Source organism: Streptomyces sp. AM8-1-1, assembly GCF_032229325.1.
Classification (GTDB): domain Bacteria; phylum Actinomycetota; class Actinomycetes; order Streptomycetales; family Streptomycetaceae; genus Streptomyces; species Streptomyces achmelvichensis.
The window spans coordinates 920,356-933,601 of sequence record NZ_CP135086.1; the positions used below are offsets into that span (position 1 = coordinate 920,356).

Consider the following 13,246-nt stretch of genomic DNA (forward strand, 5'->3'; position numbering starts at 1 on the left):
CGCCCGCGGAGTCCCGGGCAGCCACGAGAGCGGAGCCGTACCCATGAAACGCACCATGACGGTCTCGGACAGCATCGTCGTCGACGCCCCGCCGGCGGCGATCTACGACCAGGTCAGTGATCCGACCCGGATGGGGCGGTGGAGCCCGGAGAACCAGGGCGCGACGGTGACGGACGGCACCCGGGTCGCCCATGTGGGCATGGTCTTCGACGGGCACAACAAGCGCGGACCCCTCCGCTGGACGACGCGCTGCACCGTGACGGCCGCGGAGCCGGGCGAGCGCTTCGCGTTCCGGGTGCACGCCATCGGTCGGCGCAAGCCCGTGCTGAAGGCGCCGATCGCCTCCTGGGAGTACCGCTTCGAGGCCGTCGCCGACGGCACACGGGTGACCGAGACCTGGACCGACGACCGTCGGTCGTGGCCCGACGCGATGGCCGGCGCGTTCGACAGGGTGGCGACCCGCGGCCGGACGTTCGCCGAGTTCCAGCGCAAGAACATCGCGATCACCCTGCGCAACCTCAAGAAGGTGATGGAGTCGCCCCAGGACGGCTCCTGAGAGGTCCGAAGTACGCAAGAATGTGCCCGTGTTGGGCATTATTCCGGAGGAATCGACCAGCTTCGTCGGACGGAACTGGGAACTGTTCCGATTGGACCGCGCGCTGGCCCGCGACCGGCTGGTCACCCTCGTCGGAACGGGCGGGGTCGGCAAGTCACGACTGGCGTTGCGGGCCGCGCGCGAAGCGCAGGCCCTGTTCCCCGACGGCGTGGCCTGGGCAGATCTGTCGCCGCTCCACGGGGACCGGCTGCTGCTGTCCACCGTCTCGGACGCGTGCGACCTCGCGGACCACACGCCGCGTATGCCGGTCGACGCCTTGTGCGAGTGGCTGGCGGGCAAGCGGCTGCTCCTCGTCCTCGACTCCTGCGAACATCTGGTCGACGCCTGCCGGGAGTTGGTCGCCGATCTGCTGACCGCCGTGGCGGACCTGACCGTGCTGGTCACGAGTCGCGAACCGCTGGGCATGGAGGGCGAGCGGCTGATCGAAGTCGAGCCCCTGCCGCCGGGCGGGCCGGACGCGCTGGACCTGTTCACCCAACGGGTGGCCGCGGCATCCTCCGCGGCGCAATCTCCGGAGACGGAGACGGAGACAGGGACGGGGACGGGGACGATGACGCGGACGCGGACAGGCGCAGGGGCGACGACGGGGGCGGAGGCCGGGGCCCGAAGCGCAGATGCGCAGCAGGCCGCGGCCGCCATACAGATCTGCCGCCGGCTGGAGGGGATTCCCCTGGCGCTGGAACTGGCCGCCGCCCAGGCCGGTCGGACCACGGTCGAGGAGATCGCGGAGCGGCTCGGTTCCCGTTTCGACGTCCTCGCCACCCCCGGTCCGGGGGTCCGGCCGCAGCGTCACCGCACGATGCGTACCGCGATCGGGTGGAGTCACGAGCTGTGCGCGCCGCTCGAACGGCTGTTGTGGGCGCGACTCACCGTCTTCCGCGGCGACTTCGACCTGGAGTCCGCCCGCGCGGTGTGCTCGGGCGGACCGCTCGGTGCGGATGCCGTGGACGCGCTGCTCGGGCGCCTGGTGGCCGTGTCCGTCGTCACCGTCGTCGCGGGCGGCGACGGCATCCGCTACCGCATGCTCGACACCATCCGCGAGTACGGGCACCTGTGGCTGCGCGCGCTCCATGAGGAGGCTGCCCTGGCGGAGCGGCACGCGGACCACTTCCTGCGGTTCGCCCAGGACGCGGACGCGGGCTGGCTGAGCGCCGACCAGACCCGGTGGTACCGCAGGATCGCCGAGGCGGACACCGACCTGTGCACGGCACTCGACCATCTGCTGGCCACCTCCCCGGAGCGCGCGCTGCGCCTCGTCGGCCTCGTCGGCTTCTTCTGGAGCTGCTGCGGCCATCTGCACGAGGCCCGCGGATACCTCGAACAGGCCCTGGCCGCACATCCGTCGGACGGAGCGGACCGTACGCGGGCGCTGTGGGCACTCGGCATCACCCTCACGCTCCAGGGCGAGTACGAGGACGCTCAGCGGGTCGGTGAGCAGTGCACGCGCGCCGCATGGCGGGAGGGCGACACCGATGAATTGCTGGCGGCCGCGTATCTCACCGGGCTCATAGCGCTGCTGACCGGACGACCTGTCGCCGCCCATCTGGTGACGGAGCACGGGCTGGGAGCCGCGCCCGGTGAGCCCTTCGACTCCGCGTCCCGACTGCGTTGCCACCTCGTGCAGGTCTTCGCCCTGACCGGGCTCGGCAGACTGCACGAGGCCCGGGAGCGTGCGCTGTGGCTGCGTGCGGGATGTGTGGAGCGGGGCGAGTTCTGGTCCCGCGCCTACCTCGACTACCAGCTCGCGCTGATCGACCTCTTCTCCGGGAACCCGCTGGATGCTGCGGCACACGCCCGCTCGATGCTCGAGAGCAAAAGAGGCCTCGGCGACAGCTTCGGGATCGCGCTGGGGCTGGACGTGCTGGCGGCCGCGATCGCCGCGGCGGGCGACGGTGAACTGGCCGGGCTGGTGTACGGGACGGGCCAGTCCTTCTGGCACACGGTCGGCCACCCGCAGCGCGGCACTCCGGAACTGCGGGCGGTCCGCGAGGAGTGCGAGCGGACGGCCCGGGCCAAGGCGGGCGACGAGGCGTACGAGAGTGCGTACCAATGGGGCCTGACTGCCGACCCCGCCGTGGCGCTGAGCGCTGCGCTGGGGGCGCGGTGCGGCTCGGCGCGGGGTGGGCTCGGTACGTGAGGGGCGGCATCCGGGCGGGGGCGGTGCCTACGTGGCGGGTCCGAGCGGTGCGTCCGGGCGACGGGTCCGGGCAGTGCTGCGACAGCCGGGGCCGGTGCTTCCGTGGCGGGTCCGGGCTGTGCTGGCGCCGGGTGTGCGGGTCCGGGCTGTGCTGGCGCCCGGTGAGCGGGGCCGGGCAGTGCAGGCGCCGGGTGTGCGGGGCCGGGCCCCCTGGTCAGTCGGTGGAGAGGCCGTCCGCAGCGGCGGCGAGCGCATCGAGCACCGGGCTGATCAGCGGGTGCCGCTCCGCTCCCCGCCGTACCGCCGCGAACACCCTGCGGGTCGCGGCAGGACCGGAGACCGGCAGCACGACGGTGTCGGTGAGCTCCATGCCGCGCAGCGCGGAGCGGGGCACCAGCGCCACTCCCGCGCCCGCTCCGGCGAGGGCCACGACGGCGCGGAAGTCGTCGGACCAGTGCACGAGACGGGGCTGGAAGCCCGCCAGTTCGCAGGCGAGCAGCACCATGTCGTGGCAGGGGTTCCCGGGGTAGGGGCCGATCCAGTCGCTGTCGGCGAGTTCGGCCAGTTCGACCCGGGTCGCCGTACCGAGGGGATGGTCGGCGCGCAGGACCGCGTCGAACGGCTCCGCGTACAGCGGCACCCGTGCCAGCCGGCGGTCGCCCTCGCCCGGGGCTCCGCGGTACTCGACCGCGACGGCCAGATCCGCCTCGCCGTCGAGAACGAGCGGAAGGCTCTCGTCGCCCTCGGCGTCCCGGACACGGACCCGGATACCCGCGTGGTCCGCGGCGAGACGGCCTATGGCGGGGGCGACGACCTCGGCGATCCCGGTCGCGAAGGCGGCGACCGTGACCTCGCCCGCGGCGCCGCCCGCGTACGCGGCGAGCTCCGCCTCGGCCCGCTCCAGCTGGGCGAGCACGGCATGGGTGTGCGCGAGCAGGATCTCCCCGGCGGCCGTGAGCCGCACCCCCTTGCCGCTGCGGATCAGGAGAGCGTGACCGGTCTCCTGCTCGAGCGCGATGAGCTGCTGGGAGACGGCCGAGGGGGTCAGATACAGCGCGGAGGCCGCGGCGGTCACCGTACGGTGGTCCGCCACGGCTCGCAGGATGCGCAGCCGCCGAGGGTCGATCACGCGGCCATTTTGCCAGGTGGACTCAGCCCTTCAGCTCCTGACGTGCGTCGATGAACGCCGCGACGGCCCGCTCGACGTCTTCGGTGGAGTGCGCGGCGGACAACTGGACGCGGATACGGGCGGCGCCCATCGGCACGACGGGGTACGAGAAGCCGATGACATAGACACCGCGCTCCAGGAGGAGCTCGGCCATCCGGCCGGCCTCGGCGGCGTCGCCGATCATGACGGGCGCGATGGGGTGGTCGCCGGGCAGGATCTCGAAGCCGGCCTCGGTCATCTTCGACCGGAACAGCGCGGTGTTGGCGGTGAGCTTCTCGCGCAGGTCGCCCGCGGACTCCAGCAGGTCCAGAACCGTGAGCGAGGCGGCGGCGATGACCGGCGCGAGGGAGTTGGAGAAGAGGTACGGGCGGGAGCGCTGGCGCAGCAGGGCGACGATCTCGGCGCGGGCAGCGACATAGCCGCCGGAGGCTCCGCCGAGCGCCTTGCCGAGGGTGCCGGTGATGATGTCGACGCGGTCCATCACGCCGGCCAGCTCCGGGGTGCCCCGGCCGCCGGGGCCGACGAAGCCCACGGCGTGCGAGTCGTCGACCATGACCATGGCGTCGTAGCGGTCGGCGAGGTCGCAGATCTCGCGCAGCGGGGCCACGTACCCGTCCATGGAGAACACGCCGTCGGTGACGATGAGCCGGCGACGGGCGTCCTGGGTCTCCTTGAGCTGCTGCTCCAGCTCGGTCATGTCGCGGTTGGCGTAGCGGTGGCGGCGGGCCTTCGAGAGGCGGATGCCGTCGATGATGGACGCGTGGTTGAGCGCGTCCGAGATGACGGCGTCCTCCGGGCCGAGCAGCGTCTCGAACACACCGCCGTTGGCGTCGAAGCAGGACGAGTAGAGGATCGTGTCCTCCTGGCCGAGGAACGCGGACAGGCGGGCCTCGAGCTCCTTGTGCACGTCCTGGGTGCCGCAGATGAAGCGCACGGAGGCCATGCCGTAGCCCCAGCGGTCCAGTGCTTCCTTGGCGGAGGCGACGACCTGGGGGTGGTCGGCGAGACCGAGGTAGTTGTTGGCGCAGAAGTTGAGCACCTCGCCCGAGGGGACGGAGACGGACGCGCTCTGCGGGGTGCTGATGACCCGCTCGGGCTTGAAGAGGCCGGCGTCGCGGATCTCGTCGAGGGTGACGCGGAGGTCGTCGCGGACGGACTCGAACATGAGGTGAGCTCCCTTGAGCGGTGGCTGCGGGCTGTTGGTCGGGGCGCGGGGCGGAGCCCCTGGACGCAGACGGGGTGTCGGCGGACGACGCAGACGGGGTGTTGGCGGACGGCGGTCAGCGGATCGACAGGGCGGCCGGCGGGTGGGTGGGCAGGCCGGTGAGTCTGCGGGTCAGCGGGTCAGCGGGTCAGCGGGTCCAGTCGAGGATGATCTTGCCGCTACGGCCCTGCGCCGCCTCGTCGAAGGCCGCTCCGAAGTCCTGATACCCGTAGCTGCCGGTGATCACGGGGCTGAGGTCGAGGCCGCCTTCGAGCAGGACCGTCATCGCGTACCAGGTCTCGAACATCTCCCGGCCGTAGATGCCCTTGATCGTGATCATCGACGTGACGATCTTCGACCAGTCGACGGCGAACTCCTGCGCCGGCAGCCCGAGCATGGCGATACGACCGCCGTGCGTCATGTTGTCGACCATGTCCCGCATGGCCTCGGGGCGGCCGGACATCTCGAGACCGATGTCGAAGCCCTCCTTCAGGCCGAGCCGGCGCTGCGCCTCCGCGATGTCGTGCTCGGCGACGTTGAGCGCGAGGGTGGCACCGACCTTGCGGGCGAGGGCGAGGCGGGGCTCGCTGACGTCGGTGATCACGACATTGCGTGCGCCGGCATGGCGGGCGACGGCCGCGGCCATGATGCCGATGGGTCCCGCGCCGGTGATCAGTACGTCCTCGCCCACGAGCGGGAAGGAGAGCGCGGTGTGGACGGCGTTACCGAAGGGGTCGAAGATCGCCGCGACGTCCAGGTCCACCTCCGTGCGGTGGACCCACACATTGGCGGCGGGCAGGGCGACGTACTCGGCGAACGCCCCGTCCCGGCCGACCCCGAGGCCGATCGTGCTGCGGCACAGGTGACGGCGGCCCGCGAGACAGTTGCGGCACTTGCCGCAGACGAGGTGGCCCTCGCCGCTCACGATGTCACCCACCGCGATGTCCGCGACGTCCGCACCGACCGCCGCGACCTCGCCGACGAACTCGTGGCCGAGAACGCGCGGCGTGCTCACCGCTTGCTGGGCCCAGGCGTCCCACGACCGGATGTGCAGATCGGTGCCGCAGATGCCCGTACGGAGCACCTTGATCAGCACATCCCCCGAACCCGTCTCCGGCTCCGGCACGTCCATGAGCCACAGGCCGGGCTCGGCATGCTGCTTGACAAGGGCCTTCATCGGGGCGGCTCCAGTGCATGGTGTCGAAAGGACCGAGGACAGCTGCGACGACTGCGACAGTTGCGGCAACTACGACAAACAATGACAGCGTACGTCCATGGACCTGCACCAATCTGCCCAGCTCGGCCCGCGGAGTCCATCGAGGATTTCTTAAGCGGGGCAACAGGAGAGCTTCATGCGGCGGGTGTGAACGGGTGTGCAGGATGGCCTGAAGCGGTTGAACCGGCATGAAGCCGTCCCGCGTCCCCACCCCTGAAAGAACGGCCCGTCACACGGCTCGGCACGGCACCTTGTACGGCAGGGGGACCGCACAGTGCACGGCTTCACCGAACTCCGACTCGGCCCGCTCGACCAGGTCCGGGTCTCCGTCGCTCCTCATCCGGGAGCCACTCTTCTGTCACTCGTCGCGGACGCGCTCGGGGGACGCAGCCAGGGCGTTCCGGCGCACTGGCAGCGCATCGTCCGATCCGCCGCTCCCCGGGCCGCACCAGGAGTGGTGAGCCCGCTCTTCGCGCCCGATCACTCGATCATTCCCGACTGCCTGACCCCGACGGCGTGCATGCCGGACGGCGACGCGACCACGCAGTTCGACTACTTGGCGGATCTGTCGCCGGACACGCTGCTGGCCGAGATGGAGACGGAGTTCGCCCAGAGTGTGCCCCGGCAGTGGCAGCCGGTCGTGGACCGCCCCCGCGACTGGCTTCAGGCGTACGCGGGGCTTCTGGCCGAGGTGTGGCAGGAGTTCCTGCCGGTGTGGAAGCAGGCCGACCGGCTGTTCCACCGCGAGGCGGAACGTATCGGCAGCGCGACGGTACGGGGTTGCCTGGACAGCGTGCTTCCGGGGATCAGCCCGCGGTTCAAGCTGCGGGGCACCAGCCTCCATCTGCCGGACCAGCAGGCCGGGACCTTCGAGCTCGGCGACCGCCGGCTCGTCCTGGTCCCCATTGTTTCCGGCATGGGTGCCTCGATGTTCGCCTTCGACCGGCCCGACCTGGTGTGGATCGGCTATCCGGTGCCCGGGATCGGCCAGTTGTGGGACGGCGGCGCGGCGACCGGACAACCGGCCGAGATCAGCCGTGATCCGCTGACGCTGATCGCGGGGCGGCTGCGTGCCGCGATCCTCCGGGCGTCGGCGACACCGATGACCATGGGCGAGCTGGCGTCGCATCTGCGCTGCAGCCCGGCCAACATCACCTACCACTGCACCCAGCTCCAGGACGCCGGCCTCCTGGACCGCGAACGGCGCGGCCGCCATGTGGTGCTCCGCCGCACGGAGCGTGGGCATGCGCTCGTGGAACTCCTGTCGGAGTGAGCGGTCGTGGAACTCCCGTCGGAGTGACGTGACGGTGGGCGGCGACTGGTGCGGGCGGGGACGGTGGGGTGGCGGGGGTGCCACTGGGCAGGGCGGGGCCGGGGACGGGAGGACCGGGAGGGCGGGCCTCCGGGCGGCCCGGACGGCATCCTCCCGGGCTAGACGACGGGCGGGCGGCCCAGGCGGGTCATGCGCCAGACCGTCCGCCACCGCATGGGACGGCGGACTCCACACGGCCTGCGCACCCCTTCGGCGAAGCCGCCGAACCAGGCCCGCATGCCGGGCAGCGAACGAGTGCGGGCCACCGTGAGCGCGACCCACGTCCCCAGATAGACCGGCACGAGCGGCGCGGGCAGATGGCGCCGGGCCATCCACACCCGGTTGCGGGCGGTCAGCCGGTAGAAGTTCGCATGCCGGGCCGGCGAGGTCCGGGGGTGCTGAAGGACAAGGGCGGGCTCGTAGAGGATCTTCCAGTCCGCGTCGAGCGCCCGCCAGGCCAGATCCGTCTCCTCGTGGGTGAAGAAGAAGTCGTCGGGCCAGTCCCCGATCTCATCGAGCATCTGCATCGAGATTCCATGGCCACCGCCGAGGAACGTGGTCACCAGCCCCCGCTGCATCGGGTCTCCCGCCCGCAGCCGGGGAACGTGCCGCCGCTGGGTGAAGCCGGTCTCGTCGGCGATCCGGAAGCTGACGATGCCGAGCCGCGGATCGGCGGCGTACAGATCGGCGATCCTGGTGAACACGTCGGCGTCGATCAGCAGACCGTCGTCGTCCAGGTCCACGAGGATGTCCACGCCCCCGGCCGCGCGCAGCCTGGCGAGGGCGGCATTACGTCCGCCGGCCACGCCGAGGTTCTCCTCCAGCTCCACCCCGATCACGCCCTCGGGCAGCTCCGGGAGAACCGATCCGTTCCCGACCACCACCACGTGTGCGGCAGGCTCCTGCTGCTTGACGACGGAATCCAGCAGGACCCGCAGCTCGGCGGGCCGGGTCCCCATGGTCAGTACGGCGACACCTACCCGCGGTCGGGACACGTCACATCCTTCCAGTCCTCGGCAGCTGAGCCGGCAGCGGCAGCGGCAGCGGCAGCGGCAGCGGCAGCGGCAGCGGCAGCGGCAGAAGAGGGTGATGCTAGCGGTCTGCCCGGAGAAGCCGTTCCGGGCATATAAGCGCCGGTGGCTCGACCGGCAATCCGGGGGTCCGCCACATGGACCATCGCCGCAACAGTCGCGCTTGCGGATCCGGAGTGCGAGCCTGGGAGGATGAGCTGGGCATCATGGACGACCGCCGGCGTGTTTTCCGGCCGTGGAGGAGTGCTCACCGACGAGGTAGGCGTGCTGAGCGGTGATCTCACCGTGCACACGACCTGGGCGGGCGGAGAGGCCCGCGTCGCGGTGCAGTACAGCGGGGCCTCCGACTGGTTCACGATGACAGGGAGTCCCGCGCCCTGTCAGTCCGAGGACGACAGCCGCAGCCTGCATCAGGCCGCGGTTCAGGCGGTGCAGGAGGGCGGGCCGGCCACCGTCCCCTCCTTGCCGCAGAGACCTCGTAACGTGCGAGGGGCGCAGAACGCCTCCTGAGGCGCGGAGATCATCATCATCGACGCACGTGCGGTGCCCCACCACCGGGCTGGCGGGGCACGTGCGCGCCGATCAGGCCCGGCAGCTTCGCCGCCGAGGCTTCTGGACCAGGGCGGGGCAGCGCGCCGAGCTGAGCGCGCAGGCTCTGGTTCTCGACGTACAGGTCGGCCAGCGCCCTGACCTTCGTACGGACGACCCAGGGGTCGACGGGCTTGAACATGAAGTCGGAGACGCCCAGTTCATAGGCACGGGCGGCGAGATCGTCGTCCCGGCCGAGACCGGTCATCAGCACCACGGGCAGATTGCGGGTGTGGTCCAGCCGCTTGAGGTAGGCAAGAACTTCGAGGCCGTCCATACGCGGCATCACCACGTCGAGAACGACCACCGCGATACCGCCACGCATCACGGTCTTCAGGGCTTCGTCCCCGCTGTGCGCACGGACCACCGGACGCCCCAGGGGGCGTAAGAGACTCTCGATCGCGAAGAGGTTGTCCTCACGATCGTCCACCACAAGGATCTTCAAGGCACAACCCGTGTCCCCATTGGTGCCCCCGTCGACGGGGGGCCACATCGGCGTACGCCGCATGCTGCGGCGAGAAGGCCCCGCCTTCCTCCTCAGGCTCCACCGGGGCTTTGTACGTAGAGGAATTATGAAGCCTGTGAGGGTCTGGCGCACAGCCCTGGATGCGCCGCTCTGGCCGAACCGCCCCTGCCACGTACCGTCGTCGTCGGACCTGCCGCATCAGCGGTCACTACCGCACCAGCCACGCCGGTCGTCTTCGGTCACGGCACCGCGCCCAACCGCCACCTCAACCTCCGCACGATGGCTCGTTCGGTGACCCAGACCTGTCGTTCGGATCCTGCCGGACTCGGCGCGCCGGGGACGCACACGCACACACTCGGCCACGGCAAACGGCAGGACGGGCGCGCACGAACGCCCCGCCGGCACGGAAGCCCGCCGTCCCGGACGCCGCTTCCCCCTCAGCCCACGGCTCCCGCTCGACGCAAACGGAGCCGCCTGAGCAGGCCACGCCCGTACGGACCACGGCGCTTCCGGAGGGGATGCCCGCCTCGCGGAACGGCCTGGGGAGCCTGCGCCACCTGCCCGGCCTGGGGAGCCTGCGCCACCTGCCCCGTCCTTGCCGAGGGCCGCGGTGCGGGGCAGCTCTCGCGTGCCTCCCGCAGAGCCTGCGACAGGTTGACCCGATGCCACAGGATCTCGTCGGGATGGTCCGCCAGCAGCAGGCGCTCGACCACCGCATGGGCAGCCGGCGATTCCGGCCGCGCGGGGACGAGTTCGGGGCGCAGCACCCTCAGACGCGATCGTTCGTAGGGATCGGTCACGACTTCCGCCACCGTGACCGCGTCGAGCACGGAGGCGATCGCCGCCGCCCGCTCCCATGGATCGCCTGTCACCCTCAGCAGCATTCCGAGGCGCCTGCCGCGCCAGTTCCGCGCTCTGCGGTCCTCGCCCTCCTCGAGCAGCGACCGCAGAGCCGGTGGTGTCCTACCGGTCAGCAGGGCGGGATGCGCCCGGGCGAAGCCGAGTAGTTCTTCGCAGAGATAGAGCCACACCACGGCCCGGTAGCGATTGAGATAGAAGCGGATCGGCGTGACGTGGCCCGTGCGCGCGAGGCGGGTGAAGCGGGCGGGGCTGATCGAGAGGAGTTCCGCACCCTCCACCGTGCCCACCGTCCGCACACGCTCCCGCAATGCGTCCGGGAAACCCTCGGCCGCCCGCAGCCGCGCGATCTCTTCCTGGGCGACCCGCGGCGGCCCGCCACTCGCCCCCGCCGTGACGCGGATGTGTCCCAGTTGAACGGCGAGATCGAACTCGGTCCGCTTCAACTCCAGTTCACCGGCGGCGCGGCCCGGAGCCAGAGTGCGCGTCGCCGCTTCCTGCCTGGTCGTGTCCTGCATGGTCATATCGGTCTCCCCGTGAGTGCGAATACTCTCGGTGACGACCGTAGTCCGAAGCTGTGACATCCCGCCCGGCCTGTGGACAACCATGCCCGCCTGGGTCCGCCTGGACTGAATCCGTGCAGGTCAGATGCCGTTCACACCGGACTGCCTGGCCTCGACACCGAGGTGTTCGCCGACCCGGTTGACCATCAGCGTCATCTCGTAGGCGATCTGGCCGACATCCGCCTCGGCGTCGCTGAGCACGCACAGACAGCTTCCCTCGCCCGCCGCGGTGACGAAGAGCAGCGCCTCGTCGAACTCCACCATGGTCTGACGGGCCTTGCCCGCCCTGAAGTGCCGTCCTGAGCCCCGGGCCAAGGAGTGCAGACCCGAGGACACCGCGGCGAGGTGCTCGGCGTCCTCCCGCGCCAGGCCGGTGCTGGCGCCTGTCACCAACCCGTCGTTGGACAGCACGAGCGCGTGCCGTATGTGCTCGATCCTCTTCGTGAGGTCGTCGAGCAGCCAGTCAAGTCCCTTGTCCAACGACATCGTTGATCCTTCCCCGCTCATGCGTTCCCCGTGTGGGTCGTAAGCCTTTCGTACACAGGACCGCTCGGCAAGGTGCAACTAGCCGACGGAATCGAGCAGACGTGCCGTGTGCATCCGTCCGGCATATTCGACGAGCCGCACCAGCACCTCCTTCCCGGAGTCGCGGTCACGCGCGTCGCACAGGACAACCGGTGTTCCACGTTCCAGATCGAGGGCGCAAGAAACCTCGTGAGCTCCATATGTTCGCGCCCCGGCAAAACAGTTGACCGCGACCACGAAGGGGATCCGCCGGTGCTCGAAGTAGTCGACGGCGGGGAAACAGTCGCCGAGTCGCCGCGTGTCGGCGAGAACCACCGCCCCGAGGGCGCCTTGCGACAGTTCGTCCCACAAGAACCAGAAGCGATCCTGCCCCGGGGTACCGAAAAGGTAGAGGGACAGACCGGAACGAATAGTGATACGCCCGAAATCCATCGCGACCGTCGTGGTGGACTTCTGGTCGACGCCGCCGGTGTCGTCGACGCCGGTGCCTGCCTGGCTGAGCAGTTCCTCCGTGCGCAGGGGTCTGATTTCACTCACCGCGCCGACGAGTGTGGTCTTTCCGGCGCCGAAGCCGCCCGCAACCAGGATTTTCAATGCCAGGGCCGTGTTGTCCCCTTCGGGGGCGGAAGAGCTTTCGGAGACCATCTTTCACTTCTCTCTCAATCGTTCCGGAGTCGCACGCGAGCATGGGGAAAGCGTTGTGCGGACATTCCCGCCGAGCCGGCCCGTGCTCTTCTCCTGGTGATTTCCCGCGGATGGATTGCGGCACCATTCATGGGCGGGCAACGACCAGGGCGGGGAGGCGGCAGGCGGACCGTCCTCCTGGGCCGTGGCCGGCCCGGTCCTGCGCCTGGGCACACAGCCCCCGAGGGCGGACTTCGATCACCACGGCCGTCCGAGGTCGTCTCCTTGGCCGGCACGAGCACCACCGGCCTCCTCAGGGGCGACTGGAGGAAAGTCCAGCGCCCATTTCCTCACAAAGCCCGTTCGAGCCGTCCTGGCACCATCTTCAGAGATTGGCCGAATGTGATCGGAGGTTCCCGAATGCGGTCACATCGAATACGCCCCGGCCAGGACCGGACAGCGGCGAAAGGGGGCGCCGCGGCAGCCACTGGACCGCCACGGCACACGGCGAACGGCCATTGCGCGGTCACAGGGCCCTGAGCCCATCGATCACCTCTCTCAGAATGCGCTCGTCGGGCAGTTGGGCGGGAGGCACCGGGCGGCTGACCCGGACGTAGCCGGCTTCGAGGAGATCGCCGAGCAGCACACGGACGACGCCCACCGGCAGATCGGCATCGGCGGCCAGTTCCGCCACGGACTGGGTCTCGGTGCGGCACAGGCCGAGCAGCGAGCGGTGTTCGGGGCCGAGGAGTGATTCCTCCGCCTCGTCGGGCGCGTCCGCTGCGATGTCGACGAGCGCGATGAGGTCGAACCGCACGTGAGTGGGGCCCGGTTGGGTGCGCCCGCCCGTCATCGCGTACGGGCGAACGAGAGGGCCGGCATCGGCGTCGTACCACTCGCTGCCGGGGATGTCGGCGTCTGTCGCCTCACTCATGGAC

13 protein-coding genes are annotated in these 13,246 nt (G+C 70.5%); 4 read left to right on the top strand and 9 right to left on the bottom strand.

Translation table 11 applies throughout. The features are described 5' to 3' along the window. The first annotated feature begins 43 nt into the window (after nt 1-43). Nucleotides 44-556, top strand: coding sequence for an SRPBCC family protein (locus RPQ07_RS04090; RefSeq protein ID WP_313942612.1), 513 nt, complete (start codon nt 44-46; stop codon nt 554-556). Nucleotides 557-584: 28 nt separating this feature from the next. Continuing rightward, on the top strand, nt 585-2,753 hold the full coding sequence (locus tag RPQ07_RS04095) for an ATP-binding protein (protein WP_313942613.1): 2,169 nt from the start codon (nt 585-587) through the stop codon (nt 2,751-2,753). A gap of 214 nt (nt 2,754-2,967) precedes the next feature. Here RPQ07_RS04095 and RPQ07_RS04100 read toward each other — a convergent pair whose 3' ends face one another. The 3 genes from RPQ07_RS04100 to tdh all read right to left on the bottom strand — a co-directional run bounded on the left by RPQ07_RS04100 (nt 2,968) and on the right by tdh (nt 6,302). Then, complete coding sequence (locus RPQ07_RS04100) at nt 2,968-3,882, bottom strand: LysR family transcriptional regulator (RefSeq protein WP_313942614.1); 915 nt, start codon at nt 3,880-3,882, stop codon at nt 2,968-2,970. A 22-nt stretch (nt 3,883-3,904) separates the two neighbouring features. Beyond that, complete coding sequence (locus RPQ07_RS04105) at nt 3,905-5,086, bottom strand: glycine C-acetyltransferase (protein ID WP_313942615.1); 1,182 nt, start codon at nt 5,084-5,086, stop codon at nt 3,905-3,907. A gap of 187 nt (nt 5,087-5,273) precedes the next feature. After that, nucleotides 5,274-6,302: an L-threonine 3-dehydrogenase gene (gene tdh / locus RPQ07_RS04110; protein WP_313942616.1), complete on the bottom strand. Its 1,029-nt coding sequence runs from the start codon at nt 6,300-6,302 to the stop codon at nt 5,274-5,276. Nucleotides 6,303-6,615: 313 nt separating this feature from the next. Between tdh and RPQ07_RS04115 the strand changes: the two genes are divergently transcribed. Beyond that, a complete protein-coding gene (locus RPQ07_RS04115) occupies nt 6,616-7,614 on the top strand; it encodes a winged helix-turn-helix domain-containing protein (RefSeq protein WP_313942617.1) in 999 nt (332 codons plus the stop codon). Nucleotides 7,615-7,772: 158 nt separating this feature from the next. Here the strand turns inward: RPQ07_RS04115 and RPQ07_RS04120 are convergent, their stop codons facing one another. Then, on the bottom strand, nt 7,773-8,648 hold the full coding sequence (locus RPQ07_RS04120) for a glycosyltransferase family 2 protein (protein ID WP_313942618.1): 876 nt from the start codon (nt 8,646-8,648) through the stop codon (nt 7,773-7,775). Between the two features lie 228 nt (nt 8,649-8,876). Here RPQ07_RS04120 and RPQ07_RS04125 point away from each other — a divergent pair, with 228 nt between their 5' ends. Beyond that, nucleotides 8,877-9,194: a hypothetical protein gene (locus RPQ07_RS04125; RefSeq protein WP_313942619.1), complete on the top strand. Its 318-nt coding sequence runs from the start codon at nt 8,877-8,879 to the stop codon at nt 9,192-9,194. A 16-nt stretch (nt 9,195-9,210) separates the two neighbouring features. On the opposite strand, the gene RPQ07_RS04130 is transcribed toward RPQ07_RS04125, so the two are convergent. From RPQ07_RS04130 to RPQ07_RS04150, 5 genes are all read right to left on the bottom strand, one after another. Beyond that, the gene (locus tag RPQ07_RS04130) at nt 9,211-9,702 is read right to left on the bottom strand and encodes a response regulator (protein WP_313942620.1); all 492 of its coding nucleotides are present in this window, start codon (nt 9,700-9,702) and stop codon (nt 9,211-9,213) included. Between the two features lie 473 nt (nt 9,703-10,175). Next, on the bottom strand, nt 10,176-11,120 hold the full coding sequence (locus RPQ07_RS04135; RefSeq protein ID WP_313942621.1) for a DUF6397 family protein: 945 nt from the start codon (nt 11,118-11,120) through the stop codon (nt 10,176-10,178). Nucleotides 11,121-11,240: 120 nt separating this feature from the next. Next, entirely contained in the window at nt 11,241-11,645 is a 405-nt protein-coding gene (locus RPQ07_RS04140) for a roadblock/LC7 domain-containing protein (protein ID WP_313942622.1), read from the bottom strand. A gap of 78 nt (nt 11,646-11,723) precedes the next feature. Then, nucleotides 11,724-12,329, bottom strand: a complete 606-nt coding sequence (locus RPQ07_RS04145) for a GTP-binding protein (protein ID WP_313942623.1) — start codon at nt 12,327-12,329, stop codon at nt 11,724-11,726. 505 nt (nt 12,330-12,834) lie between these two features. Further along, nucleotides 12,835-13,242, bottom strand: a complete 408-nt coding sequence (locus tag RPQ07_RS04150) for a DUF742 domain-containing protein (RefSeq protein WP_313942624.1) — start codon at nt 13,240-13,242, stop codon at nt 12,835-12,837. Between the last annotated feature and the right edge of the window lie 4 nt (nt 13,243-13,246).

What these genes read in the sequence shown, in the direction of transcription:
- tdh (WP_313942616.1), bottom strand. Translation starts at nt 6,302, where the DNA reads ATGAAGGCCCTTGTCAAGCAGCATGCCGAGCCCGGCCTGTGGCTCATG.
- RPQ07_RS04125 (WP_313942619.1), top strand. Translation starts at nt 8,877, where the DNA reads ATGAGCTGGGCATCATGGACGACCGCCGGCGTGTTTTCCGGCCGTGGA.
- RPQ07_RS04150 (WP_313942624.1), bottom strand. Translation starts at nt 13,242, where the DNA reads ATGAGTGAGGCGACAGACGCCGACATCCCCGGCAGCGAGTGGTACGAC.
- RPQ07_RS04105 (WP_313942615.1), bottom strand. Translation starts at nt 5,086, where the DNA reads ATGTTCGAGTCCGTCCGCGACGACCTCCGCGTCACCCTCGACGAGATC.
- RPQ07_RS04135 (WP_313942621.1), bottom strand. Translation starts at nt 11,120, where the DNA reads ATGACCATGCAGGACACGACCAGGCAGGAAGCGGCGACGCGCACTCTG.
- RPQ07_RS04140 (WP_313942622.1), bottom strand. Translation starts at nt 11,645, where the DNA reads ATGTCGTTGGACAAGGGACTTGACTGGCTGCTCGACGACCTCACGAAG.
- RPQ07_RS04090 (WP_313942612.1), top strand. Translation starts at nt 44, where the DNA reads ATGAAACGCACCATGACGGTCTCGGACAGCATCGTCGTCGACGCCCCG.
- RPQ07_RS04145 (WP_313942623.1), bottom strand. Translation starts at nt 12,329, where the DNA reads ATGGTCTCCGAAAGCTCTTCCGCCCCCGAAGGGGACAACACGGCCCTG.